Origin of the sequence: Arcticibacter tournemirensis (genome assembly GCF_006716645.1) — a bacterium.
Taxonomy (GTDB): Bacteria; Bacteroidota; Bacteroidia; order Sphingobacteriales; family Sphingobacteriaceae; genus Arcticibacter; species Arcticibacter tournemirensis.
The window spans coordinates 3,150,611-3,176,372 of record NZ_VFPL01000001.1 but is presented as its reverse complement, the minus strand read 5'-3'; the positions used below and the strand labels follow the sequence as shown (position 1 = coordinate 3,176,372).

At 43.8% G+C, this 25,762-nt stretch carries 16 protein-coding genes; 3 read left to right on the top strand and 13 right to left on the bottom strand.

Annotation, left to right across the window (positions count from 1 at the left end; all coding sequences use genetic code 11):
- Positions 1–93: 93 nt before the first annotated feature.
- The 12 genes from BDE36_RS13405 to arfB all read right to left on the bottom strand — a co-directional run bounded on the left by BDE36_RS13405 (position 94) and on the right by arfB (position 21,811).
- Positions 94–1,176, bottom strand: coding sequence for an endo-1,4-beta-xylanase (locus tag BDE36_RS13405; protein WP_141815277.1), 1,083 nt, complete (start codon positions 1,174–1,176; stop codon positions 94–96).
- Positions 1,173–2,600, bottom strand: a complete 1,428-nt coding sequence (locus tag BDE36_RS13400; RefSeq protein WP_141815276.1) for an aldo-keto reductase family protein — start codon at positions 2,598–2,600, stop codon at positions 1,173–1,175. Before BDE36_RS13400 ends, BDE36_RS13405 begins: the two co-directional genes overlap by 4 nt.
- Positions 2,584–4,440, bottom strand: a complete 1,857-nt coding sequence (locus tag BDE36_RS13395) for a glycoside hydrolase family 2 protein (protein WP_141815275.1) — start codon at positions 4,438–4,440, stop codon at positions 2,584–2,586. The genes BDE36_RS13400 and BDE36_RS13395 overlap by 17 nt, the downstream gene beginning before the upstream one ends.
- A 91-nt stretch (positions 4,441–4,531) precedes the next feature.
- Positions 4,532–6,232: a RagB/SusD family nutrient uptake outer membrane protein gene (locus BDE36_RS13390; RefSeq protein ID WP_141815274.1), complete on the bottom strand. Its 1,701-nt coding sequence runs from the start codon at positions 6,230–6,232 to the stop codon at positions 4,532–4,534.
- A gap of 10 nt (positions 6,233–6,242) precedes the next feature.
- Positions 6,243–9,299, bottom strand: a complete 3,057-nt coding sequence (locus tag BDE36_RS13385) for a SusC/RagA family TonB-linked outer membrane protein (RefSeq protein WP_161987627.1) — start codon at positions 9,297–9,299, stop codon at positions 6,243–6,245.
- Positions 9,300–9,325: 26 nt separating this feature from the next.
- On the bottom strand, positions 9,326–11,053 hold the full coding sequence (locus BDE36_RS13380; RefSeq protein WP_141815272.1) for a RagB/SusD family nutrient uptake outer membrane protein: 1,728 nt from the start codon (positions 11,051–11,053) through the stop codon (positions 9,326–9,328).
- A gap of 4 nt (positions 11,054–11,057) precedes the next feature.
- The gene (locus BDE36_RS13375; protein WP_161987626.1) at positions 11,058–14,210 is read right to left on the bottom strand and encodes a SusC/RagA family TonB-linked outer membrane protein; all 3,153 of its coding nucleotides are present in this window, start codon (positions 14,208–14,210) and stop codon (positions 11,058–11,060) included.
- Positions 14,211–14,485: 275 nt separating this feature from the next.
- Entirely contained in the window at positions 14,486–18,610 is a 4,125-nt protein-coding gene (locus tag BDE36_RS13370) for a hybrid sensor histidine kinase/response regulator transcription factor (RefSeq protein WP_161993421.1), read from the bottom strand.
- 300 nt (positions 18,611–18,910) lie between these two features.
- The gene (locus BDE36_RS13365) at positions 18,911–19,324 is read right to left on the bottom strand and encodes a type II toxin-antitoxin system VapC family toxin (protein ID WP_141815269.1); all 414 of its coding nucleotides are present in this window, start codon (positions 19,322–19,324) and stop codon (positions 18,911–18,913) included.
- Entirely contained in the window at positions 19,321–19,569 is a 249-nt protein-coding gene (locus BDE36_RS13360) for a hypothetical protein (protein WP_141815268.1), read from the bottom strand. Before BDE36_RS13360 ends, BDE36_RS13365 begins: the two co-directional genes overlap by 4 nt.
- A gap of 414 nt (positions 19,570–19,983) precedes the next feature.
- On the bottom strand, positions 19,984–20,928 hold the full coding sequence (locus BDE36_RS13355; RefSeq protein ID WP_141815267.1) for a hypothetical protein: 945 nt from the start codon (positions 20,926–20,928) through the stop codon (positions 19,984–19,986).
- Between the two features lie 529 nt (positions 20,929–21,457).
- Positions 21,458–21,811 carry an alternative ribosome rescue aminoacyl-tRNA hydrolase ArfB gene (gene arfB / locus BDE36_RS13350; RefSeq protein WP_141815266.1) on the bottom strand — a complete coding sequence of 118 codons (354 nt, stop codon included), beginning with the start codon at positions 21,809–21,811 and terminating at the stop codon, positions 21,458–21,460.
- Positions 21,812–22,016: 205 nt separating this feature from the next.
- Here arfB and cmk point away from each other — a divergent pair, with 205 nt between their 5' ends.
- Positions 22,017–22,712: a (d)CMP kinase gene (gene cmk / locus BDE36_RS13345; protein ID WP_128769048.1), complete on the top strand. Its 696-nt coding sequence runs from the start codon at positions 22,017–22,019 to the stop codon at positions 22,710–22,712.
- An 11-nt stretch (positions 22,713–22,723) separates the two neighbouring features.
- On the opposite strand, the gene BDE36_RS13340 is transcribed toward cmk, so the two are convergent.
- A complete protein-coding gene (locus tag BDE36_RS13340; protein ID WP_141815265.1) occupies positions 22,724–22,942 on the bottom strand; it encodes a hypothetical protein in 219 nt (72 codons plus the stop codon).
- A gap of 214 nt (positions 22,943–23,156) precedes the next feature.
- On the opposite strand from BDE36_RS13340, the gene rpsA reads away from it, so the two are divergent.
- Positions 23,157–25,121, top strand: coding sequence for a 30S ribosomal protein S1 (gene rpsA, locus BDE36_RS13335; protein WP_128769046.1), 1,965 nt, complete (start codon positions 23,157–23,159; stop codon positions 25,119–25,121).
- Positions 25,122–25,217: 96 nt separating this feature from the next.
- Positions 25,218–25,760, top strand: a complete 543-nt coding sequence (gene pyrR, locus BDE36_RS13330) for a bifunctional pyr operon transcriptional regulator/uracil phosphoribosyltransferase PyrR (RefSeq protein ID WP_128769045.1) — start codon at positions 25,218–25,220, stop codon at positions 25,758–25,760.
- Positions 25,761–25,762 lie beyond the last annotated feature (2 nt).

The window sequence follows — 25,762 nt, the reverse complement described above, 5'->3', positions numbered from 1 at the left end:
CCGGCGATCCAGTTCGTCGCACCGAACTTTTTTTAAAACTTTCTATACTTATCAAAGTCAATACCTATCAAAGTATACTAAAACGTTGCGCTCTTATTTCACTCCATCAATGATTCCCTGATAGGCAGGTTTCTTTGCATAGTTACTATCGAAAGGAAGAGGCCAGTCTGGACGATCATAGTTCCCGGGAATCCAGCTGTCGGCGTCTGAAACGTTCCAGGTCGTTATCCCGAACTGCTGACTTTTAGGAATGGCGTTAAACGTCTTCACAATAAACTTATATTTCTGCGACTGCTGTTCCGCCAGGGCAGGCGAAAAAGTGAGGCTCTGAATATTGTCAGGATTCATTGCAATATCCAGTTCTGCAATATGCACCTTGAGTCCGGTTTGTGTAGCCGTATTAATGGCACTGGCTAGATTATTATCCGGCATGGTATATCTTGTATGCATCTGCAAGCCAATTCCGTGAATGGGAATATTCCTGTTTTTCAGGTTATTCACCAGGTCGAGGATAGCGCCTCTTTTTGTAGGACCGTATTCATGGCCATAGTCGTTGTAAAAAAGAAGAGCATCCGGATCGGCTTCATGTGCATATTGAAATGCGCGTGCTATATAGTCGGGTCCTAACTTTTCAAGCCAGATACTGCTGCGCATAGTCCCATCATCGGCAATTGCTTCGTTTACAACATCCCATGAAACAACCTTACCTTTAAAATGTGCAACTATAGTTTGTATATGTGATTTAAACAGTGTTTCCCATGCTGCAGCATCTCCCTGATAGTTCGTTATCCACGATGGCAGCGACTTATACCAGATAAGGGTATGTCCGTGTACCCGTTTATTATTCTCTTTTGCAAAATTAACCAGGTAGTCGGCATCTGTCCAGTTGTAGGTATTCTCCTGTGGGTGTATAACGCCCGCCTTCATAGCGCTTTCGGGTGTCAGACTATTGAACTCCTTGGTAACCAGTTCGCGGTATGCAGTTTTGTTTTTTAGAAGACTTATATTTACGGCGGCCCCAATAGGAAAAGGAAGGCTCTTTTGTAAGGTGACTTCCTCAGCAGGCTGCTCGGGCTCTGGCTTAGGCTCTGGCTTTGGCGGTTCCTCTTTGCCTTTCGAACAAGCTAACTGTCCAAAAATAAGTATCAGATAAAATATTAACGGTAGTTTCTTCATTGCTTTCTATTACGCGAATTAAAATAATCGGCCAAAGTGTACATCTGTAAATCCAACTGTTTCATCTTTTCCACGAGAGGTTGATACAGATTATAGTAATTGTCAACTATCCCCTTGTTTGCATTTGTGTTGGAGGGTTCCGCACCCTTCTGTGTGGGGTCATTGTCCATATATTTAAACCAGTGCCAGCCCACGCAGCTGCCCGACTCAAGTAAACCAAGAGTAAAGTTCTGATAAAATAATCCTCTGTCTTCCTGAGTTTTAACAATCCATCCTGCCCCTGCTGTATTGCCAAGCCCTGAATCGTCAGCTTTTACATACCACTCTGTAACAATGAAAGGCTTGCCTGACCATTCCTCCCATTTACGCATAAAGTCCTTCTGTGGCGTCCAGTTATTGTAATAGTTTATAGAGATTATATCGGCATACTTACCGGCTGCTTTAAACAGATCGGGATAATTGCGCTGACTGCCATAAAACCGGCAGCCCAGGTACATATGGTTTGGATCGTATTTCTTTATCGCCTTAGCTACGATAGAAAAATATCTCTCAGACACAAAACCAAGGAATTCGGCACGGTGCTGGTCTGTTATTTGATCTCGGCTTATTCCTTTTGTTGCCAGCCATTTTATCGCCGCCTGATACCCGGGATCGTTCTGATCTTTCAATGTTAGATATCCGTCGAGGTTCTTCATGCCCAGAGGCATCTCGTTATCCGAGAAGTAGCCAAAAAGGTTTTTATCATCCTTATATTCAGTTAGTTTTCTTGCTTGCTCCTCACAATAAGCTTCGAACCCCGGATCGAATACAAAGATTACGTTGTTCGGATAACCTTTGTGTCCCGGTACCTGAAACGTCCCACCCCGCTTATCACCATAACCACTCATCCAGTCAAGGTTTATGGTATAGGCGAGAGGTTTCTTGTTCTGCAGGGTCGACTTTCTTATAAGGTTTACATTGGACCATGCACCGGCACCATTAAACCCATTTTCAACAAGTATCTGATGTGTCTTCGTTATCCAGCCTGTTTCATCCACAAACTTCTCCTTTAATGCCTGCTGGTTCCTGTCCGAGCGTCCCATGTTTACAGCATTCATAGCATTGTGCAGATAATAACAGCCTTCGGGATCGACAGCCCACCATCTGTCGTCTATTTTCTTCACATAAAAAAAACCGGTAGGCTTTGTACGCTTATCCGTCCTGCCTCCATATCTGTTAAGCTTAACTTCTTTCGGCACGAACTGTTTAAGCTGTCCGATAGTACGTGTAGGATAATCTTTATACGCTGTAAACGCGTTACTGCCATCAGCATGGTTAATTCCCTTTCTTGCCGCTACTTTCAATGCATATTCCGTGCTGTCCTGTCCAAAAGCGAAGCCAGAGATAAGACAAAGAAAAAGTATATACTTACTTGCTTGCACCATAACTCTTTGTATTATATTTCTTTTCCGTATCGTCGTAGAATTTTTTCAGGATAAAGAATGCCTTCTTCTTTTTCCCTGTTTCTGAATAAAGACCTTTCCTGTTATAGAAGTTCTGGTACAAGGGATGAGGTCTCCTGGGCGACTTAAAGTCAGCCAGGATCCAGGGGGTCATGCCTCTCAGCCCATCGATCTTGCTCAGCATGTTCAATTGACTTACATACAGGGCTTCCTGGTATTCCTCGGTCCATCGGGTATCTTCATCGCCATGAAATCCCGCGAGCGCATCGCCGCCAAACTCGGTGATAACAACGGGCTTATCGTACTTAATGTTAAAGTGATATTTTGACAGCTCCTTAGGAGTCCCGCCCCAATACCAGGCACCATACTCATTGAAACTGGCGAGATCAATCTTCTCTCCCAATGAATCATCCACAATAACTTCAAATCCTTTTCTATGAACTTCGAGCGCTGCAGCTACAAGCCGGGTGTTATCCATTGATCTGACATGCGTTACCATGTTGCTCATGAACCTGTATCTCGAATCACTTAAGGGAGTTTCGTTTCCTACGGACCAGACTATTACGGCTGCCCTGTTTTTATCTCTGGTGATCAGAGTGCTCATCTGAGCTTCGGCGTTCTTATAAGTTTCCGGATTATCCCAGGCGATAGTCCAGTACACCGGCACTTCCGCCCATACCATAAGCCCCATTTCATCGGCAAGCCGAACCATTTGCTCGTTATGCGGATAATGCGCGAGACGAACGAAATTGCAGTTCAGCTCTTTAGCCCAGGTGAGCAGCATTCTGAGGTCGCCTTCTGAACGCGCTCTTCCAGCTATTAGCGGGTTTTCATCGTGAATAGAGATCCCCCGGAGAAACACAGGTTTGCCGTTTAAAAGGATGTCTTTCCCCTTAGTAACAATGCTTCTGAAGCCAATCTTATCACTTATATGGTCGTTTGATGTACTTATAGTTACATCGTATAGCTTCGGACTTTCAGGCGACCAGTACTCAAGGTTGTTAACTGCAAGCTTAATCAGCGCGCGGCCTGAAGTGTCCGCTTTTACTATTGTTTTTATTCCGGCCGCCGGTATTTCAACTGTCACCTTCTGCGATTTTTCCGCTCCCGACAGCTGTATAAATCCTTCAATCTGGCCCATGCTTCCTTTGGACAGCTGAATCTGATAATCGCTGATGTACGATGCCGGGGTCTCGGCAATAAATACATCTCTCGTAATGCCGCCGTAATTCCACCAGTCGGTATTGATAGTCGGCACCTCTTCTTTTTTTCGGGTGTTATCGGCCTTTACCACTACACTGTTTTCGCCTGCCCTTAAACGGTCTGTAATATCGAACTGGAATGGCGTAAAACCACCCTTATGCATTCCGAGTTTCTTCCCGTTCAGGTACACATGCGCTTCATAATTTACTGCACCGAAGTAAAGGAAATAGCGTTTGCCTTGCTTTGGTGCAGCCGTAAATTTATTACGGTACCATATCGTACCTTCGTACAAGTCGAGTTTTTCAACCTGCGAATTCCAGTCGCCCGGAACGGCAAGAGTTGGAGAATGGTCGAAGTCGTATTCTAAAAGCTCAGACTTATCCTCCTGCTTCTTATCATCAAAGTAACCTCCTGTACCTGATTTTGACTGATCGAATGCCTCGCGACGATAATCATAATAGCCATTTTCGTACGGATCAATAATGTAGTTCCATCTGCCATTGAGGCTGATTATACTTCGTGCAGAGATGTTTTGTATCAAATTTTCCTGTGCAGCACTTATCCTTGAAAATAAAGATATGACCAGGATCAAAAGGGATATATAACTATTTTTCTTCATAAAATTATGGTGCTCAGGATCACTTCCAGTTAAAGTGGCCGTAGAGTTTTGGGGTATGTTATAAGTAAATTCATTTGATTACACGTTACGCTTAATATCCTGGATTCTGTGTTAAGGCAGGCTGCCTGTTGATATCATTGATCGAAAATGGAAACCAGTAATTCTTCGCTTGAAACACGCGGTTCTCAACCGTGAACCTTTGGTAAGAGAACGTATTATCAGCATTTTTTACAATCTGCATTCCTGTTACAGGCTTGTTGAAATAAGTTTCTCCCTCCTTCCATCTTCTCACATCGTAAAACCGGTGTCCTTCAAAACAAAGTTCTATCCTTCTTTCGCGTTTGATACGTTCACGCATCTGATCCTGACTTTGTCCCAGGGGTATAAGCGGCATCTTGATACCCGTCCGGTCTCTGATCAGATTAACAGCCTGTCTTGCCGTTAAGGTGAAAGCAGGAGCACCGGCGGAAGCCACAGGAAGCACATCCGGACCAACCAGTTCATTCACAGCTTCTGCGTAATTTAAGAGGATTTCGGCATAACGAAATAGCACCCAGGGACGACGGGAATTGGTTGGCGTCGGAACATTCCAGGTTACGGCACCTTCGTTCATAAATTTCTTCATGTAGTAACCGGTTCGCGTTGCGTTAACGCTGAGGTTCAATCCGTCTTTTCCGCCAACATATGTTTGTACTGCCACATTCTTGAATGATTTACCATTATAAACAATCACAAGATCAAAACGCGGGTCGCGGTTTAATGCAGGGTTCGTTTCTGAAGGAGCAGTTCCATTTTTTGTTTCAAAGGCGTCAACGATCTCCTGTGTTGGGTTCAGTCTTCCTTTAGCACCCGAATAACTTATCGGAGCATTATTCTGTTCAATATCATTCCGATTGTTCGCCCTTGAAGCAAAAATCACCTCGTCATTATACGCAGCCTGGCCAAACAGGAATATCTGGCTATACGAGGAGTGCAGTTTGTGTTTGTTTACGGCGATCAACTGGTTGGCAGCGTCTGCAGCAAGCCTCCATTTCGCCTGATCACCTGAAGGATTGTTCAATGGGCTCGCTGCATAAAGAAGCATGCGCGATTTCAAGGCCATTGCTGCCGTTTGCGTAGCCCGGCCCTTATTAGAATTTGTCCACGACCCAGTCCACAAAGGGAGCAACGTAATCGCAGAATCGCAGTCCCTGACAATCTGATCGACACATTCCTGATAGGTATTTCTTGGGAGATTGCTGTCTTCAGTTTCTCCAATTACCCGCGTTACTAAAGGAATGGCTCCATATCTTTTTACCAGTTCAAAATGGAAAAGAGCACGCAGGAAAAAGGCCTGTCCTTTAGAGCGCTGAATCTGCCGGGCAAGATTATTCGTACCCTCTTCGTTTTCTTCGTTTTCCGGCAGGATGCCGCTGGAAGCAACATGCTCTATAAACAGGTTGGTTTTTCGGATCCCGGTATACATGTCTCCGTAAACATCGTTGAAAGTCCTGGCAGCCCCCCAGGTACTGCCATTAGGATACGTAACAGACGAGTTAGGGTTTGAATTGACAGCCTCATCCGAGGCAGAAGCTAACATACCGCCATCACCATCCATATTGTATTCGTCCGGAACATGGGTGTATATATTATTGAGAAAATTCCTAACCCAGTCTTTATGCTGCCAGAACTGCTGTTCGGTAACGTTGCTGCCTCCGGTATCTTTGCCGTCCGTCAGATAACTGCTTTTTTCACATCCCAGGAACAATACCGGGATTATAAATATGATTGATTTAAAATAAGTTCTTTTCATCGTATGTGTTTTAAAACTTAACATTTACCCCCAGTGCGAATGTCCTTACGTACGGATATGAAGTATTGTACCCCGACGAAGGAATCTCCGGGTCTATATCAAGCTTATTCAGTTTGCTGAATGTAAGCAGGTTAAACCCTGTAAGATAAATCCGCATCGAATTAATATGAACCGACTTCAGTCCTGTCGACGACAAGCTGTATCCCAGTTCGGCTACCTTTAATCTGGTGTAGTCGCCCGAGCGAAGCCAGAAATCAGACTGCTGTGTATTATTCCCCCTGTTATTCAGGGTCATCCTCGGATAAACGGCGGTAGATGCGTTTTCCGGAGTCCAGCTTTGAGTGCTGAACTGATTCAGATACCCGTTGGATGAAGATCCGGAGTTGACAACGTTGATAATGGATATGGTACGCCCGTACACACCCTGAAACTGGGCGGATATATCAAAAGCCCGATATTTTAGAGAAAGTCCGAAACCATAATAAGCTTTAGGTGCATCTGAGTAGTTTTGGGCAACCATATCCTGGCTGTTGATAATCCGGTCGTCGTTCATATCCTTGTATCTGATATCGCCCGGACGTGTTACCGTTGAAAAGAGTTGCTGCGGTGCTGCGTCAATCTCTTCCTGCGATTGAAAAAGCCCCTCCGAAATCAGGAACAAGCGCTGGTATGTAATGTCCCCCTCGCGGTTAAAGATGGCTACCCGGCCGATGTTCCCGCCCACCTCACTTTGGAATGCAGGAAGATTTGCCGCCTCATTCAAGGCAAGTACCTTACTTTCTACCCATGTAAAGTTGCCGTTAAGGCCAAGAGTAACCTTATTGAATGACTTTCTAAAATTGAGGGCGGTTTCATATCCTGAATACTTTGCTTTTCCTTCGTTAACCTGAACCCTGCTTTGACCGATCGTTCGCGGTAGAATGTCGGAAGTAAGAAGATGGTCCCTGTGCTCATCAAAATAATCAAAAGAAACATCGACAGATTGCTTAAAAAGCTTTGCATCAAAACCTATGCTTGCCTTCTTTGCCCTTTCCCAGGTGAGATAGGGATTCGCCAGCGACCCCTCTGAACTGCCGTTGGCGTTGGTATAACTTGTCCCGAAATTATATCCTTCACTGCTCCTGTTATAATAGTTATAAAAAGCGGATGCCCGCACATTGACGTCATCACTCCCTACTACACCATATGAGCCCCTGATTTTTAGATAATCAATAAACGAGGTTGCCGGTTTAAAGAAATCTTCGTCGGAGATGATCCATCCGGCTGAAATTGCGGGAAACCATCCGAACCTTCTGCCTGGTTCAAACTCCTGCGAACCTGAATAGGTAGCTACTATATCCGCAAAGTATTTCGACTTAAAACTATAAGAAAGTCTGTTCGATATTCCTTCCCTCTTTTGATCGAGTGCATTAGGAACCGCGAGAACTCTTCTCTGCAGACGTGTTGAAAAGTTAAATATGTGTTCACCTAAAGTTTTATCATAATCGAGGCCAATCCAAAAGTCATTGCTCCGCACATTCCCAGTGAAGGCGCTGCTCTTGTAATTTACTGGTGTATTCTCATCAGATCCGATCTGCACCAACTGCCCGTTACTGTCATAACCGAACCTTGCATAATTCTGAGTATAACCGTATTGGTACATCCCCTGAATGTCGTAGCTATACAACGCATTCGCAGACAGCCCCTTCAGGAAATTCAATTGCTGCCTCACACTAATTGTTGCCAGAAGTGTCCGTGCCAGGTCATTAATATTTCCATTGCTGTTGAGCATCGCCAGAGGATTTCCACTGAAGAGATTTGAACCACCGTAAGTACCATCGGGATTCAGGAGAGGAAATGCATTGGGAGGAGTGGTGTTAATAGTGCTCATAAAAGTCTGGATGCCCGAGCTCGGATACCTGATCTCTTCTACCCTTCCACCGAAATCAATCGTTGCATCAAGTGTTTTCGTAACATGCAGGTCGAGGTTAGTTCTGAAATTATACTTCCTGTAGTTCGCATTCGTTTTATACTTCGAATTTTCGTCTCCTTTAAGAAGGCCTGTCTGGTTGTATACGTTCAACAATGTAAAGTACTTAGCGAATGAATTTCCGCCGCTAACAGTTGCCACGTATCGCTGTATCGGGGCGGCATCTCCCAAAAACCGATCGACGTAATTGTTATTGGGGTACTTGTACGGATCAGAACCGCTCTGATAAGCAGCAAGGTCTGCCTCGCTGTATTGAGGAGCCGCACCATCATTTATCTTCGCCTGATTGAACAGGGTAGCATAAGAATATGAATCCAGTGGACGCGTTTTATAGACCGGCATTTGAACTCCGCCCTGGGCATCAAAAGTCAGTTTAGTTGATGTTGCGCTTCCCCGTTTTGTTGTAACTAAAACCACGCCGTTGGCTCCCCGCATTCCATACCAGGAGATCGACGCTGCATCCTTAAGTACGCTTATAGTTTCAACTTCATTAACATCCATGTTAACGAAATCCCTTTCAACGCCGTCAACCAATATTAAAGGAGCCTGATTACTATTGTAAGATGATCGTCCGCGAACAAGGAAGGAAGCATCATCTGTTCCTGGCCTCGACCCCATCTGCTGCACATATAAACCCGGCAACCTGCCGGCTAATGTATTAGGCAGTGATGAGATAGGAAGTCGGGGTAAGTCGGAGCCCGAAACAGTGCTGATTGAGGCCGAAATATTCCTCTTCTTACGAACGCCAAACGGAATAGCCACATCGTCGTCGTCGCCCGCGTCAATAAGGGATGGCGTCATGATAACTACTGCACTATTGAGTGCCGACGCCGGCTTAATAACCGTATTATACCCTTGCTTTTTGAATATAACCAAGTCTTTACGTGTTGCTTCTACTGAAAAGCGGCCGTCAGGTAAACTCTTGTTCTCAGTAGTTGTTTCTTGAATCAGAATGGTAACACCTTCTACAGGACGTCCGTTACTTTCCTTTAAAATCCCGCTTGCTGTCACTGTATTATCGGGATCCTGCGCTGCAGCCTCCCTGCCCGACAAAACACAGGCCAGGAGTAGTATATATATTAAAATCTTCGATTTCATTTGAAAATAGATTAAATGTGTTCTTATTACCATCCCGGATTTTGCTTTAATTTCTGGCTTTTATAGATCTCGCTTCTCGGAATAGGATAAAGATCCATGTAAGGCTCATGAACTTTCTGATAGGAACTGGTCAGCCTGGTGCGGGTATAGGTGAAAGACCCATTTGCATTCTTAACTACCCTCATTCCAAACATGGGTTGTGTTATAATCTCTTTAGCTCTCCAGCGCAGAATGTCATACCAGCGAAAATCTTCAAATGCCAGTTCCACTGCCCGTTCGTTCCTTATGCGGGCACGCATGTCATCCTTATTTAATCCCGCCGGTAGTGAAGGCATACCTACTCTGTCCCTCACTTGCTGTATTGCCTGACGCGCACTTAATGTATATCCGTTGGGGACTGCGTCGGGACCATAGGCCTCATTCATTGCTTCTGCATAATTGAGAAGGACTTCCCCATAGCGAAAGAAGATATAGTTGATGAGCGTAGATCCTGAAACATTCCTCTTATACACTTCGGGCCACATTTTTTTGGAATAGTAGCACGTAACAGTATAATTGGTATTTCCTTCGATAAAGTCGTACCCTAAACCCGATTTTTGGCTGTACATATCCATTCTTCTTCCCTGCCATGGCATATCATTATAGATGACGTTTGCATAGAATCGGGGATCGCGGTTTTCATATGGTTTCTGCTCGTTGTAACCAGGCGCACTGCCATTCACTAACGGCGCACTGCTCACAATGGGGCTGTTAGGATTAGTGGGGACTGCGCGCTGAACAACCTCATAAAGGTCCACGTGGTTTTGAGTGGGATTCAGCGTACCCTGAGTACCGCCGGAACCTGGCGACTGTGCAAAGTCAACTATAATTCCATCGTTATTTCCCCTCGGTCCCCGTGGTTTGATCATAATATACTCATCAGATTGAGCCATGTTTAAGACCTGGTCGTAACTTGTCCCTGTAAGAGTATATTTATTAAGGTCAATCACCTTTTTCGCAGCATCAGCTGCATCTGCCCATTTGGTAAGATCATCACCTGCGTTATGCAGAGGACTGGCAGCATACAGAAGGACCCTTGCGCGCAGCGCCATAACAGCTCCTTTGGTTGCTCTTCCATAGTCGCCCGCGGAGTAGTCAAGTTCGAGTTTATCCTCTGCAATATTGAGTTCGTCCAGCATAAAAGCCACACATTCTTCATAGCTATTCCTCGGAAAGTCGATATCATCAAACTGGTCGAACGCGTCCTTTATCAGCACTACTCCGTCAAATCGTTTCGTAAGCTCAAAATAAAAGAAAGCCCTCAGAAAATGCATTTCTCCTTCCACTCTGGTCTTTAAAACGCCGTCAGCAGGCCAGGGAGTGGTTTCAAGCTTGGAAAGCACCACATTTGTAATCCTGATTCCCTGGTAACATCTCCAGTAAACATCCTTTATATCGTTGATCCCTTCACCTCCCCGTTCATAATGATCGTGGTAATTTCCCTGGTTTATCGTTCGGATCGATACGTCGTTATTAGACGACACCGCTTCATCCGAAAACTGGCCTGTAATACCTCTATGTCCGTTCAAACGCGCATAATCATTGACCAGGAAATTATATGCATTATCCGCAAACTGCGAAGCAAGGGTCGGATCGGCAAACACAGCCTCCTCGGTAAGTGCTATGTCAGGCGCCCTGTTCAAGTAATCCTTTACGCAGGATGAAAGCAGCGAAAGCACAATGAATGTATATATTACTATGGTTATTCTTTTCATGTCTCTACAATTGAATGTTTACTCCCAGGTTATAAATCCTCGAGGTTGGATAAATGGACTGCTTAGAAAAATCCGTATTAAAGTCATTCAAGGCCTCGGGATCAAGATACATCTTGAACTTTGTCCAGGTATGCAGGTTCTGGCCGCTAAAGAATAACCGCAGCGAAGAAACCTTTAGTGGTTGCAGCCACTTCTTTGGGAAGTTATAAGATATTTCAACGTTCCGGAGCTTGATATAAGAGGCGTCCTGAAGTATAAAGTCGTTGAGCTGATAATTATAATAATTATTACCCTTCCAATGCAGGGCAGGCCATGTCGCCGTAGCCGCCGTTTCTTGTGTCCAGCGGTTAAGCTGATGTTCATATATTTGAAAACCATTATTCTTCTCGGTCAGAACCACATCCGAACTTACGTTGGCTACGCCTTGCAGCAATACAGACAGGGAGAGCCCTTTCCATGAGAAGTTGGGAGAAAAACTGAAAATATATTCCGGGTTTCTCGAATAGCCGATAGGGACGCGGTCATCCGAATTGATCCTTCCGTCCTGGTTATAATCCACATATTTCAGGTCACCGGGAATAACATTTCCAATGGGTGTGATCCTTGAACTATACTCGGCAATGTCTTCTTCTGATGTAAAAAAGCCATCCGTCAGATATCCAAAGAATTGACCTACTGGTTTTCCCTCTGTCTTTTGATAACCAGGCATGTATAAGGGTTCGTCGGCATTAAGAATTTTGTTCTTATTAAACGAAAACTGTGTATTGATCCCATAGCCAAACTCCCCTGTCCTATCCCTGAAGTTAAGTTCAATTTCATACCCTTTGTTCTTCACTTTACCAACGTTGAGATAAGGATAATTGTCGCCGAAGGTAAGCAGACCAGCACCCCGGCTAACCGTTCTTTCAGAAAGGATATCGGACCTGGTTTCCTCGAACAGGTCGACATTCAACGTTAACTTCTCCTTAAGAAACCGGCTTTCAAATCCAATATTTCTTTTAACACCCGTTTCCCAGGTAATCTCCGTGTTTCCGCGGGAAAGTATATCGACGATAGGCCTGCCGGTCTGCTGTCCTGGGATTCCGAAAGTTACGCCATTGCTTACGCGGGAGTATTCTGTGAGATATAAAAATCGTAGCTTATCGTCGCCTTTATAAAGGCGATCATTTCCAACCTTACCGTATGACCCCCGAATCTTTAAATAATTAAGCCAGGTAACATCTTTCATGAACTCTTCCTTTGTGACGGTCCAGCCTATAGACGCTGCAGGAAAAAAACCATATTGCTTACCTTTGCTTATGGTATATGGTGCGAATTGCTCAGAACCATTGTAGGCCATGTTTATCTCGGCAAAATACTTTTCACCGAAATTGTACGTAGTGCGGTTCACCACTCCCTGTACTGCTTCCGGAGCTGCATTTTTACCGTCGCCTTCAAACTGGTTCAATTGCCTTGTAGCAAGTAAAACTGCCGACAGATTGTGACGGCCAAAGGTCCTTGAGTAATTAAAACCGAGCTGAAGGTTCATTTTGATGCTTCCATCGTATGACGAGCTGATGTCTCCGAGCGGCTCGTCCCGGTCCCTGCTGTCGCCAGCAAGCTTAGTTTCGCCGGTTTCGCGGTCATATAGATACGATGCCCACCAGGCGGCACGGCGCGCGGTACTGTTATAGTAGGAATCGTAGCCAAACAGCCCTTTAAATGATAAGCCTTTTACCAGTTTATCCAGCTTATAATTTACGTCGAAAGTACTTTCAATTGAGTTATTATCGTCATTCCTTGTTCCCCAGCGTGTCAATACAGCATAGGGGTTCCACACGTTTGTACCTACTTCCTGGTTTCCTGTGATTTTTCCATCAGGTAACATAACCGGGTAAGCGAAAGAGGGCGTCTGAAGTATGCGCGAGATCATCCCGTTCATATTATCATAAGCGAAACTCGATCCCGTCGGGCCCGAAGGCATATATCGTTTGCCAAGACGTCCGCCCAGGCGTACGCTCATCTGAAGATCTTTTGTGAAATTAAAATCGAGGTTCGACCGGAAATTGTATCTGTTGTAAGAAGGTGTTGAACGAATTCCGTATGGAGAATCGAATTTCTTGAAAATACCGTCTTCAAACAGGTAGCCCACAGATGCGTAGTATTTTACGATTTTAGTTCCCCCGCTCACATTCAGGTTATGCTGTGTTTGCGGATAATATTTCCGTGTTACGTAGTCAAACCAATTTACATCCGGATAACCAAGAGGATCAGATCCGTCTTTAAACTTCTCCAGCTGCTGGTCTGTCCATAAGGCTGGAAGATCATCGTTTATCCGTGCCTCATTCATCAGCCTCGTATTATCGTAAGAATTGACTGCTTTGGGAATTCCTGTATAGGTTTGTATACTGGCATTCCCCGTGTAACTGATCCGGGGACTTCCTTCTTTACCAGCCTTCGTTGTCACGATGATCACGCCGTTTGCTCCACGGATACCAAAAATTGCTGTGGAGGATGCGTCTTTGAGCACTGATATAGACTCTATTTCGTTCGGATCTATGTCGCCAAAGCTATTCCGCTCAACACCATCTACTATAACTATAGCCCCCTGGTTTCCGGTGTTGTATGTGGCTACTCCCCTGATCTTAATAGTAGAAGAATTAAGTCCGGGCTGCCCGCTCTGCTGAATAACAGAGACCCCGGGAAGCCGTCCGGCCAGGCTATTGGTAACATTCGAAGTGGGCGACTGTAAAATTTCTTTACTGCTTACGGTATTAATCGCTCCCGTTAATGTTGCTCTCTTCTGAACGCCATAACCTACTACCACTACTTCCTCCAGGCTTTTGGCATCATCTCTTAGTGTAACATCGAGCACTGCTTTGTCTCCAACAGCAAGCTCCTGAGTTCCCAAGCCTACAAAGCTGAATGAAAGAACAGCCTTGGGCCCCGGTACAGCCAAACGGTACTTGCCGTTAATGTCTGTAACTGCACCGGTGCTTGTTCCCTTTACCAGAACACTTACCCCTGGCAGCACTTCCCCCTGTTGGTCTTTCACAATCCCTGTTATGATTTTTGACTGGGCAGCGGCAGGTGCAACACCTATCATCAAAAACAATACTAAACAAAGGGCAGACCTCCCTACATGTTGTAAGAGCAGATCCGGTTTAAAATACTTCATTTTGTAAAAATTATTCATTTAATTCTCATGGTTTTATTGATTGATCCTGTTAAAGAGTTTTGCTCTTTTATCGTTTTATAATATGGAGTCAGGGAAATTTACCGGATATAGCGAACAGCCGGTGATATAAGCATCTGTTTAGCCTTCTCCAGTTGGATAATTGCGCTTTTCCTTTCATTTGTTTATAAAATTGATTAGGCAAATATGTGTCTTACGTTGTAATAAGAAGGGGTAGAAACTTCCTTTAGTAGGGGTAAAATTGGCTCGAAAACGTTTTAAGCGTTCGTTTGTCCAACCGGAGCCGGCGAATTTTGATTAATATATTCGGTAGGCGATAAACCATATTGTTTCCTGAACTCTTTGCTGAAATACTTCCTGTCGTTGAAACCAACGGCAAAGGCAACTTCGGCAATGCCGGTTTTATTCTGGCTAAGCATCATAGCGGCTTTTTGCAATCTAACTGACTTTATATAGTCGGCAACCGAAAGGTCGGTTAACGATTGCACCTTCTTATAAAGCACCGTTTTGCTCATCCCGATCTCCTCCACCAGTTCCTGAACTCCAAACTGGTCATTGTCGATATTTCTTTCCACAATTTCCATTAACTTGTGAAGGAACTTTTCTTCCGGTGAGGTAATGGCTATGTTTTTAGGTTGAAGGATTACCTCACGGCTGTATTTCTTCCGTATAACCTCCTTAGCTTCAAGAATGTTATGTATCTGCAATTCGAGAAGCTGGATACTGAAAGGCTTGGTGATATAGGCATCTGCGCCATTTTCGAGCCCGTTCACCTGATGTATAAATGTGGCGCGCGCTGTGAGAAGAATTACGGGAATATGGTTGGTCCTCTCATCCGACTTTATATTTCTGCAAACCTCAAGTCCATCCATTCCAGGCATCATCACATCGCTGATAACGAGGTCGGGCATCAGACTGAAGGTGTCAGCGAGCCCTTTCAATCCATCAGGACTTTCATGAACGTAGTAGTAATCACTCAACGAACCGGAGATGAAACTTCGAACCTCAGCATTGTCTTCAATCACCAGCACTGAATATTTTTTATCAGCCGAAACTCCTTTTTCCGATACCCCCAATGTTTCCTTTTCCTGCTGGATCCGATAGATGGATGTATCCTCACTATTCATATAGTCCGGCTGTATTTCTTCGTCACCTAAATGAGAACGTCCGGTTCGCAGGGAAACGGTAAACGTAGTCTCCCCTGCTATTTCTTCCGTCGCCGGAACACTATAAACATTCAGCTCGCCTTTATGCAGCTCCACGATACTCTTTGATAAAGCAAGGCCGATACCCGTCCCTAAATGCGACTTTGACTGGTCCGCCTGGAAGAAATTATTAAACAGAAGTTTTTGACTTTCTTCTGGTATGCCTTTTCCATTGTCCCTTATAATAATATCTACCCATTCGTTGCCCTTCTTGTTCAACGTCTTTACTGATAGAGTGATTTGCCCGTTATCTGGAGTAAACTTAAATGCATTTGAAAGCAGATTGAAGAAGACTTTCTCCATCTGATCTTTATCAAAACAAACCAGCTGATCCGGAGAATCGGCGTGGTATGTATATTCTATATTACGACTTAAGGCGATATTTTGAAAAGAAAGAAATATCTCGTTTGTGAACTTAACAATATTGCATTCATAAAAATGCAGCTTCATATGTCCGGTTTCCACTTTCCGGAAGTCGAGCAGCTCTGTTACAAGACGCATCAGACGGTCGGCATTGTTTTTTACAAGGATCAGCTGCTTGTGGACAACGGCATTGTCTAAAGCACTGCTGATAAGCTTCTCCAGGGGACCAACGATCAGCGTCAAAGGAGTTCTGATCTCATGAGAAATATTCGTAAAGAAGTTAAGCTTCATCTGATACAGCTCTTGCTGCCGTTCATTCTGAAGCTGCTCATAAAACAGATCTCTTTTAAGCTTTGCCCGGATCCTGAAAAATCTGATAGTAGCAAAAACGATAGAACCTATCGTCAATACATAAAGAAGATAAGCCCACCACGTCATCCACCAGGGCGGCAGAACCGTGATCTTTAAGGTGGCTGGGACGTTGTTCCAGAGGCCATCATTGTTCGCCGCCTTAACTACGAATGTATAATCACCCGGACCTAAATTAGTGTAGGTGGCAGCAGACTGGTTACCAGCATAATGCCAGTCCTCCTTGTTTGTAAGCCCTTCCAGCTTATAAGCGTACTGATTATTGGCGGGATTAATAAAGTTGAGTGCCGCGAATTTAACAGAGATGAAACGCTGGTCGTAATTCAGTGTAATTTCCCGCGTATAATTTATGGCCTGCTTCAAAGGTGAACCTTCCTCTCCAATTACCGCACGGTTATTTCTTACAAATAAGCCCGTGATAACTACTTTGGGAATGAAACGATTTTTCACTATGGCCTCGGGAGAAAACAGGGTAAGGCCATTGACTCCGCCAAAGACCAGCAGTCCTTTACTTGTCCGAAGTCCGGCATTGGTAGAGAACTGATTACTACCCAGGCCGTCGTTCGAATTATAATAGGTAACTTTAAGAAGAGAGGGCTTAAACGGGAAGCGCAGCCCTGCTGTGTGAACTTTAAATATACCATTGTCAGTGCTTACCCAAATGTTGCCCGACCTGTCTTCCTGAATCGATTGGATAACATTATCAGAAAGACCATCAGCAAATCTTACGGTGTAAAACCTTTTTCCGTTGCGATCGTAACAATTTAACCCTCCCCCTTCAGTTCCGAGCCACAACCGTTTTTTCGAATCAATTAATAATGTCAGAACAGTATTGTTGCTGATGGAATTTTTTTTTGACCTTCTAAACTTTGCGGTGAACTTCTGCTTTTGGACATCAAAATAGTTAAGCCCGTTCTGAGTAGAAATCCACATATTACCCCTGTCGTCTTTTCTGATACAAGTAACGAAATTATCGGATAGGGATACCGGATCTTTCTCGTCATGGCGAAAGGTTGTTATCTTGCCAGCTTCATTAATATAACGCAATCCCCCACCGTTTGTACCTGCCCATACGCCTCCGCCATCCACCAGGATGGTATTGATCAGGTTTTCGCTTAGCTTACCCTCATTAACAGGAAAGCTGAAGTTTTTAATGGCATGCGTTCGTTTGTTAAAGCGATAAAGGCCGTCGAGTGTACCAATCCAGAGATTGTCTTTATCGTCCTGAAATAAGGATTTCACACCGTTTGTGGGTCTGTCCATCCCGTCGGGGCGAACAGAATAATACTGAAATGCGCCCGTCTTCAAATTGACGTGATTTATACCACCTCCGTAAGTTCCTATCCATAAACTTCCGTCAGGGTCTTCAGCCACTGCATTTACCACCGGATGATTCAGCCCCTGTTTACTGCCGATGCGTTCGCCTATATTGGTAAAGTTATTGCCAGCCTGATACAGAAGATTGATACCTCCGGCGAAGGTACCGATCCAGATATTAAGGGAGCTGTCCTGCATAAGGCTCCATACAGTGCTGTCGTTCATAGAATCAGGATCCTCTGCCCGGTGTTCGTAATTCAGGAAGCTACCGTCGTCCTGCAAAAGACTGATACCGCCTCTTGTTCCAATCCATACTTTACCATCCCTGCTTATCAGTATGTCTTTAATCCAGTCTGAACACAAGCTGGAAGCCGTAGCCTCAGAATGCCGGTATTGGTAACACCGGTTCTGCCGGGCGCTATATCTGAAAACACCTGAACTCTCCGTGCCGAACCAAATATCCCCCTGTCTGTCCTGCCGTATAACCAGGATCTTTGCCGCCATCAGGCCTGCATTCGACTTTATAACCGGGGGAAGTTCAATGATCCTTCGGGAAACAGGATCGAAACATGCTGGTCCGCGTTTCGTCCCCGTCCAAATACGATTTCCCGAATCCCTGAATATTGTAAACGTAACACCATTGTAGAGGCTGGAATCACTTCGTCTCTTGAACCCCGGGATATCTTGAAGCTGATGATCTTTGACAAGCTTTACTCCGCTGAAGGTTGCTACCCAGATCTTCTTTTGCTGATCGGCAAGAACAGACGAAATATAGTTTTTGCCGCCTTTGACATTAATACTTAAAATAGACCTGAATTTTTCTATTTTAGGGTTATAACAACTTATTCCGTTAGCCGTAGCGATCCACATGTTATTCTCTGCGTCCTCTACTATTGCATTTACCCTGTTATTACTCAGGCTTGTGCTATCCGTGTCGTCATGTTTAAAGGTTCGAAATTCATTTCCGTCATACCTCGTCAGTCCCTTCCAGTTACCGATCCATATAAAGCCCTGACTATCCTGAAAAATGCAGGAAATCGGACTTTGAGCCAGCCCCTCTCTGAATGAAATATGTTTAAATTTAAGCTGGCCCTGCTGCGCCGATGCCGATATCGAAATTAATATCAATAAAGCATTAATTATGAATCCTTTGCGCAACCTCCCGAAAAACATTTATTTAAATTTAATGGTCGGAGCTAAAGATAATGCTTTTTCCTTGCAGTTCGGTTTCAGTTTGCAATTGAAGAGTCTCGCCGTTCATTCCTTTCTACAGTGTCAAAAATCGCTGTTGGTCACGTTCCCTGTTCATCCTTTAGCTACACGTAGCGACCAAATAGGCAATTCGGTATTTCAAGGGATAAAAAGAGAATTAAATAAAGAAGCAAATGATGTGTTAAGCTTAATGAATACAGATGTTAATGGGTACAATCAGACTTTATATCGGTCGGTTGTCCAATCCTCGATAACAATTCCGGCAAGTCTATCAAAGTCACTTACGTTTTTTGTTATCAAAATAAGGTTGTTGAAAACAGCAGTTGTTCCAATAAGCAAGTCAAAATCGTCTAATATGCTGCCTTTGGTTTTCAGCCTGGCTTTTTCTCTTGCGTAAATATCAAGAACAGGGAAAATTGGAAGAATATCGAATTTAGCAATAAATGCTTCCATATTTTTTCGATTCTTTTCTTTCTGCACACTATTTTCAACGCCGTATTTAAGCTCGGCTATCGTCACTTCAGACAAAAGACAGTTTTCTTCACCAACCGCTTTGATTTTACGATGCAAGTCAAACTGCCCTTTTAAGAAATAGATACAAATATTGGTGTCGAGTAAGAATTTTTTCACAATTCTTCACGTTTACGGGTGAAGTTTCTTGCGGCTTTAAGTTCCGCAATAAATTCATCTGCGGTTTGGTCTGATTCCCAAGAACCGTATAAAGATTCAAGAGAAATTTCATTCTCTCGCTTTTTAGAGGTTTTCATCGACTTTGAAAGTCGGGCGATAAGTTCCAATTTATTATTGGGACTAAGACTTTTCAGCAATTTATAATAGCTGTCAATCAGGGTTGTATTCAAGTTTGCTGTTTTCATCTTTCCTCCTTTCAAATTATAACAAAGATAATCAAAAAATTTGCCATATGTTTGTCGCCTAAAAACACGGCATTGTAAAGTCTGAAATTAGCTTATGTCGTTTTCAATCTCATTTCTGTCTGTTCTATAATTCGTTATTAGAAAAAGGGAGTTGAGACCTTTTCCTTAGCGTTACACCTGCAGTTCCTATCCGTCAAAAATTCACTCCATAGTTATGTCTTTAAATTTATGTTAGTCAATGTTTTATAGTGCTGTTGTTAACTTGCAGCTAACGGTCTGCCTCCGCTGAGGCCAGAACTCAGGACCCCACAGATTAAGAGCTTTTGTACCTTCCGGCATCTGCAAAGATCCGTTTTATTCAGCGTTCTGGTTCCGAATGTAAGTCGGTACTTACAGATAGCAGCCCGTGGCAAATTACATCTTCGTCCAGCCATCCTTATCCTTTGTCTTCTCCTTCGCCACTGTCGGGCTCTTCCCCTTTGCCTGTTTCAGCCTTTGCCTTTGCAGCTTGTTATAGGCCTTGCTGTTTAACTCGACCTTTCGCCAGCCTGAATCCGGTGCCCATGATTCGTATTTGGATACCCGGATGATCTGCGGTGGTTCCTCATACGACGTTTCCCGACCAGGACGGATAAAGCTACCGATGATCTCTGTTGAACTGTGTTTTGAACGGTCCTGTACGATCTCCAGGATCCCGTTATTGTTCCGGTAGTATTTCAGAGAGAACCCCACCAGAAGTAAACATCCTTCCGGTACGTCTGACTCAAACGTCCATTCGGTGGCCTCCTGACGCCCGGTGATCAGTTTCACTTCCAGCTTCTCTTCTCCAAGGCTCTTGTACCGGCTGTTCTTAAAGTCGAAGGCGATCACCTGGGCCTTGATGATGCAATAGCTGTAGCTGGAGGATGGCGTCAGGTCTTTTAGATACACGAACGACGGAAAGCTCACCCGGATCGTTCCCTTTTCATCCATCCTGGCCTCCGGTGTCAGCTTCCACTGGTTGCGCAGAGGGGCCGCCGCATTGAACTCGAAGCCCTTCAGCCTGCTGATATCTCCGCCGGTGATTTCCCTTTGTCCCCGAGGCCTGTCGTCCTTGCCGATCACTTCGGTAAGTGTTCTGACCATCCTGTTCATCATCCTGCCATCATACTCATACCCGTACAGGTTCCCAAAGGCATACCGAAGCATCTTGCCTGCTGTACTGGCCAGCCCGAACTCGGCGCTGCTCTCACGCGTGGCCTCCGTTTGACGGACCGTGCCCCGGCCTGGTTTAGATTGTATAATGTTGCGGTTGCCGACCTTGCGGAACGCGTAATTCCCTACGCTTCCCCTTAAATATTTGCCTTGTATGATTGCCATGTACCTATTGGTTTAGATGAACATCGGATTGGTTTATGAAGCTAATTTAGGGATCCTGAAAATGAAAAACATAAAAAAATTGAAATCTTTTTTCGTGAAAGATTAAAACGCTTTCTTCTGAAAGAGAGCGGATTAGCTCAGGAGGTACAGCAAGGCGATCTGAAAACGCGCTGTATAAGGGTATGAACCGCGTTTGGACTGCATTTCAGCTTTTGCAGGCAAACAATATAAAAACTATGTTAAAAGTCCGTGTTTTAATATCAAAACACGGACTTTTAACGCACTCATTACGTAATATGGACGCTAACGTAGTGACGGGGTTTAAAAAGAGTTACAGGCTGGGTACAGAACAGGGGGAAGCAAGATTCAAGAAGAAAAATTCGGGATTATAAAATAATGATTGACTGACTAATAGCCAGACGGTCCTAAGAACTTAAAACAGACAATGACAAAAGAGGCAATGAATGCCTCAAAAATCAGCGGCTCCCCTTCTCCTGTTTAGTTTTTTTAAAGCCTTTTGTTGTTTCTCCTAGAGCCTCTTTTCTACAGAGGCTTTGGATGGCTTGGTTGCTTTTCTTGGTTTGGCAACATGCAGTGCTTTACGAAGCAGGTGGAAGAGTTTATCCAGGCAGCGCTCCTTGTTAAGATACTGACTTCTTTCCTCATCACTTATCACCTGGATCATACCCGAGGCTGTCAGGCGGTTTGAAAGCTTTTCTTTTATGCGCTCTTTTTGCAAGTCGTTAAATATGGAAGATTCTTCCAGGTTATAATTCAACTCTGCTTTGCTCGAAACCTTATTTACATTCTGTCCTCCTTTTCCTCCGCTTCTTGAGGTTTTAAAGCTGATACCGGGGAGTAAATCCTCTTTAGAAAAATCCATCCCCAAATTTAGACAAAGAAAAATATCTGCTATATAAAAAAAGTACCGGCAAAGTTTGCCGGCTCCGGCAAGAGCAAGCCTAATTATATCAGTTATTTATCCTGCCTCCGGATGCCATCTGAAGTTGTAAAGCGGATATACCGCTAACTATTTTTTAATCTTCAATTATTTAAAATCAACACGAAACGATACCTTTGCCCCTGTGATGACCAACAATCTTGTAATAGCTATAGACGGCTATTCTTCGTGCGGAAAAAGCACTCTCGCTAAAGGCCTTGCCAGAAAACTTCACTTTATTTATATCGATACAGGTGCAATGTACAGGGCTGTTACCTTGTATTTCCTAAGGAATAATATCGACCTGGCCGATGAAGAAATGGTTGCCGGAGCGCTGCGGAATATCCACCTTAACTTTCACTCCAGGGATTATCAGACCCATATTCTTCTGAACGGAGAAGATGTTTCTGAAGAGATCCGGCAAATGCAGGTCTCGCAGCAAGTTAGTGAAGTGAGTGCCTTAAAGGCTGTCAGAGATGAAATGGTCAATCAGCAGCAACGGATGGGGAAATCGAAAAACATCGTTATGGACGGCCGTGATATCGGCACCACTGTTTTTCCTGACGCCCAGGTTAAGATATTCATGACTGCAGACCCTAAAGTAAGAGCTGAGCGTCGATTTAAAGAACTCGCAGCCAAAGGACAAAACAGTACACTGGAAGAGGTCTTTGAAAACATAGCACATCGCGACTATTTAGATACTACGCGCAAGGAAAGTCCCTTGTCGAGAGCACATGACGCGATTATTCTTGATAATACAGAACTGACTGAAGAAGATCAGCTTCAATTTGCGCTGGAGAAAATCGAGCCTTTTCTTGCGAACTGCAACCAGGATGAAGCATAAAAAAGGGAGACTTACTCCCCTTTTTCTTCGTTTTCGCCGGCAGAAGGACTGGTATTGTCAAACATCTGCTCATCATGAGGAACTTCCCAACTCAAACGATGCTTATGATCTTTCGAGGTTTTGAAGCCATCGTCGGCAGGTTTCTCTGTTGCGTTCACATCTGTTTTTGCGGCCGAAATTTCATCCTCGCCTTTTGATATTTCATTGTTTCTATCTTCGGGGTTTTTCATGGTAATATTTATTTAACTGATGTATTCAGGTAACAGACCCGAACGTAGATAAGTTTTATTTTTTTGCTATGTTATTCATTATCAACTACTGGCAAATGCGTTCAATCGTTCTGTGAGTCAATAAAATAATAAATAAATTTTCTTCAGAATAAAAATGAATTTACCTACCTTTGCAGTCCTGATTTAAATCAGGAAAAAGGAGAAAAATTAATTAATGGCCAAAAAACAAGAAGCAGAAAAGGAGCTACATGCTAAATCAGCAGAACTCCATGGCGAAGAAACCACGACGGTTAAAGAAAAAGAAAACATTGAGTCAGAAGCTGATTCATTGTCAATTGAAGACATTAAGTCTAAAACACTGGTAACGCCTTCAGGCGATTTTGATTGGGATGCAGACGAAAAAGGTTTTGGTAACTACAGTTCAGAAGAACGTACCAGACTTGAAGAAATGTATGCCGGTACTTTTAATTCGATCAGCAAGGGTGAGATCATCACCGGTATTGTTGTATCAATTAACAACAAGGATGTAGTACTTAACATCGGGTTTAAATCTGATGGTATGGTATCTCTTTCCGAATTCCGTGATACACCGGACCTAAAGGTTGGTGATCAGGTTGATGTTTTTGTTGAATCTCAGGAAGACGTTAATGGTCAGTTGGTTCTTTCACGTAAGCGTGCAAAAACTCAGAAGTCATGGGAGCTCATCAACGAAGCTTTGGAAAACGACACTATCATTACCGGCTTTGTTAAGAGCCGCACTAAAGGTGGTCTGATCGTTGACATCATGGGTGTTGAGGCCTTCTTACCGGGATCTCAGATTGACATTAAGCCAATCCGTGATTACGATATTTACGTTGGCAAAACAATGGAATTCAAGGTTGTGAAGATTAATCACGAATTTAAGAATGTGGTTGTATCTCACAAGGTTCTTATTGAGGACGATCTTGAAAACCAGAAAACAGAAATCGTTGCTAAGCTTGAAAAAGGTCAGGTTCTTGAAGGAACCGTTAAAAACATCACTGACTTCGGTGTGTTTATCGACCTTGGCGGTGTTGACGGTTTACTGCATATTACAGATATTTCATGGGGCCGTATCGAGCATCCGAAGGAAGTATTGTCACTTGATCAGAAGATCAATGTGGTTGTACTTGACTTTGATGACGAGAAAAAACGTATTGCCCTTGGTTTGAAACAACTTACACCACATCCTTGGGAATCACTTGATACTACTATTGAAGTTGGTTCTAAGGTTAAAGGTAAGATTGTTACAGTTGCTGATTACGGTGCATTCCTTGAAATCACCCCTGGTGTTGAAGGTTTGATCCACGTATCAGAAATGTCATGGTCGCAGAACCTGCGCAATCCTCAGGAATTCCTTAAGGTTGGAGACGAAATTGAAGCTCAGGTATTAACATTAGACCGCGACGAGCGGAAGATGAGCCTTGGCGTTAAACAGTTAACTCCTGACCCATGGCAGAACATTGCAGCCAGATATCCTGTAGGAAGCAAGCACAAAGCTGTTGTTAAGAACATGACTAACTTCGGTGTGTTTGTTGAAATTGAAGAAGGTATCGATGGCCTGATTCACATTTCAGATCTTTCATGGTCTAAGAAAGTTAACCATCCTAATGAATTCACTAAAGTTGGTGAAGAGCTGGATGTGGTAGTTCTTGAGCTTGATGAAGAAAACCGTAAGCTTAGCTTAGGTCACAAGCAACTGGAAGAAAACCCTTGGGACACTTTCGAAACGATCTTCACTTTAGATTCGATTCATGAAGGTACAGTTCTTAAAGTAAGTGATAAGGGCGCTATTGTTGCATTACCTTATGGTGTTGAAGGATTTTCTCCAAGCAAACATTCTATCAAGGAAGACGGCAAGCCTCTTAAAGTAGACGAAACTGCTGAATTCAAGATTATCGAATTCAGTAAAGATGCTAAGCGTATTGTAGTTTCCCACTCACGTATCTGGGAAGATGCAAGATCTGAAGCTCGTTCTGCTGAAGTTTCACAGAAGAAGAATGATCAGAAAGCTACTTCTAATGCAGTTAAAAAAGTGAAAGAATCTGTTGAAAGATCTACCTTAGGTGATCTGGGCGTTCTTGCACAATTGAAAGAGCAGATGGAAGGTGCTGAAAACAAGGCACGTAAAGCTAAGAAATCTGACGAAGAAGCCGAGTAATACCGGATTCTGATAAATTAAAGCCCTGCCGCAAAATCGGCAGGGCTTTTTTCGTTGTATATCATATTTTTTTTATTTTTGGCCAAATCCAAACTGATGCAAAACTTAACTCTGCTCGATGGACAAAAGTTTCAGATAACAATCAAAAGACTTTGTCATCAGTTGATTGAAAATCATAATGATTTTTCTGATTCGGTTATTCTTGGTATCCAACCAAGAGGTCCGTTCCTGGCAGCCAGAATTGCTGCCGAATTACAGAACATTCTTCCGGCGACGAAAATATTAAACGGCAATCTCGACATTACCTTCTTCAGGGACGACTTTCGCAGGCGCGAGGGTCCGCTTGTTCCGAATGCTACGAAGATTGATTTCATTATCGAAGGAAAGAAGGTGATACTGGTTGATGATGTACTATGGACCGGAAGGACCATCCGCTCGGCGCTCGACGCTATGCTTGCTTTCGGAAGGCCAGCTAAGGTTGAATTACTAGTGCTGGTAGACCGCCGTTATTCCAGAGATCTGCCAATAGAACCAAACTATATCGGTATACAGGTAGATTCTGTTAACTCCCAGAAAGTTATTGTTAACTGGAAGGAAGCCGATAGTGAGGATAAGGTAATTTTGTTGTCTGAGAAATAAAC

Coding starts and splice junctions, on each gene's coding strand:
- BDE36_RS13400 (WP_141815276.1), bottom strand. CDS start 2,600: ATGGTGCAAGCAAGTAAGTATATACTTTTTCTTTGTCTTATCTCTGGC.
- BDE36_RS13355 (WP_141815267.1), bottom strand. CDS start 20,928: ATGGCAATCATACAAGGCAAATATTTAAGGGGAAGCGTAGGGAATTAC.
- arfB (WP_141815266.1), bottom strand. CDS start 21,811: ATGGATTTTTCTAAAGAGGATTTACTCCCCGGTATCAGCTTTAAAACC.
- pyrR (WP_128769045.1), top strand. CDS start 25,218: ATGCAAAACTTAACTCTGCTCGATGGACAAAAGTTTCAGATAACAATC.
- BDE36_RS13340 (WP_141815265.1), bottom strand. CDS start 22,942: ATGAAAAACCCCGAAGATAGAAACAATGAAATATCAAAAGGCGAGGAT.
- BDE36_RS13385 (WP_161987627.1), bottom strand. CDS start 9,299: ATGAAATCGAAGATTTTAATATATATACTACTCCTGGCCTGTGTTTTG.
- BDE36_RS13380 (WP_141815272.1), bottom strand. CDS start 11,053: ATGAAAAGAATAACCATAGTAATATATACATTCATTGTGCTTTCGCTG.
- BDE36_RS13405 (WP_141815277.1), bottom strand. CDS start 1,176: ATGAAGAAACTACCGTTAATATTTTATCTGATACTTATTTTTGGACAG.
- BDE36_RS13395 (WP_141815275.1), bottom strand. CDS start 4,440: ATGAAGAAAAATAGTTATATATCCCTTTTGATCCTGGTCATATCTTTA.
- cmk (WP_128769048.1), top strand. CDS start 22,017: ATGACCAACAATCTTGTAATAGCTATAGACGGCTATTCTTCGTGCGGA.
- BDE36_RS13360 (WP_141815268.1), bottom strand. CDS start 19,569: ATGAAAACAGCAAACTTGAATACAACCCTGATTGACAGCTATTATAAA.
- rpsA (WP_128769046.1), top strand. CDS start 23,157: ATGGCCAAAAAACAAGAAGCAGAAAAGGAGCTACATGCTAAATCAGCA.
- BDE36_RS13390 (WP_141815274.1), bottom strand. CDS start 6,232: ATGAAAAGAACTTATTTTAAATCAATCATATTTATAATCCCGGTATTG.
- BDE36_RS13375 (WP_161987626.1), bottom strand. CDS start 14,210: ATGAAGTATTTTAAACCGGATCTGCTCTTACAACATGTAGGGAGGTCT.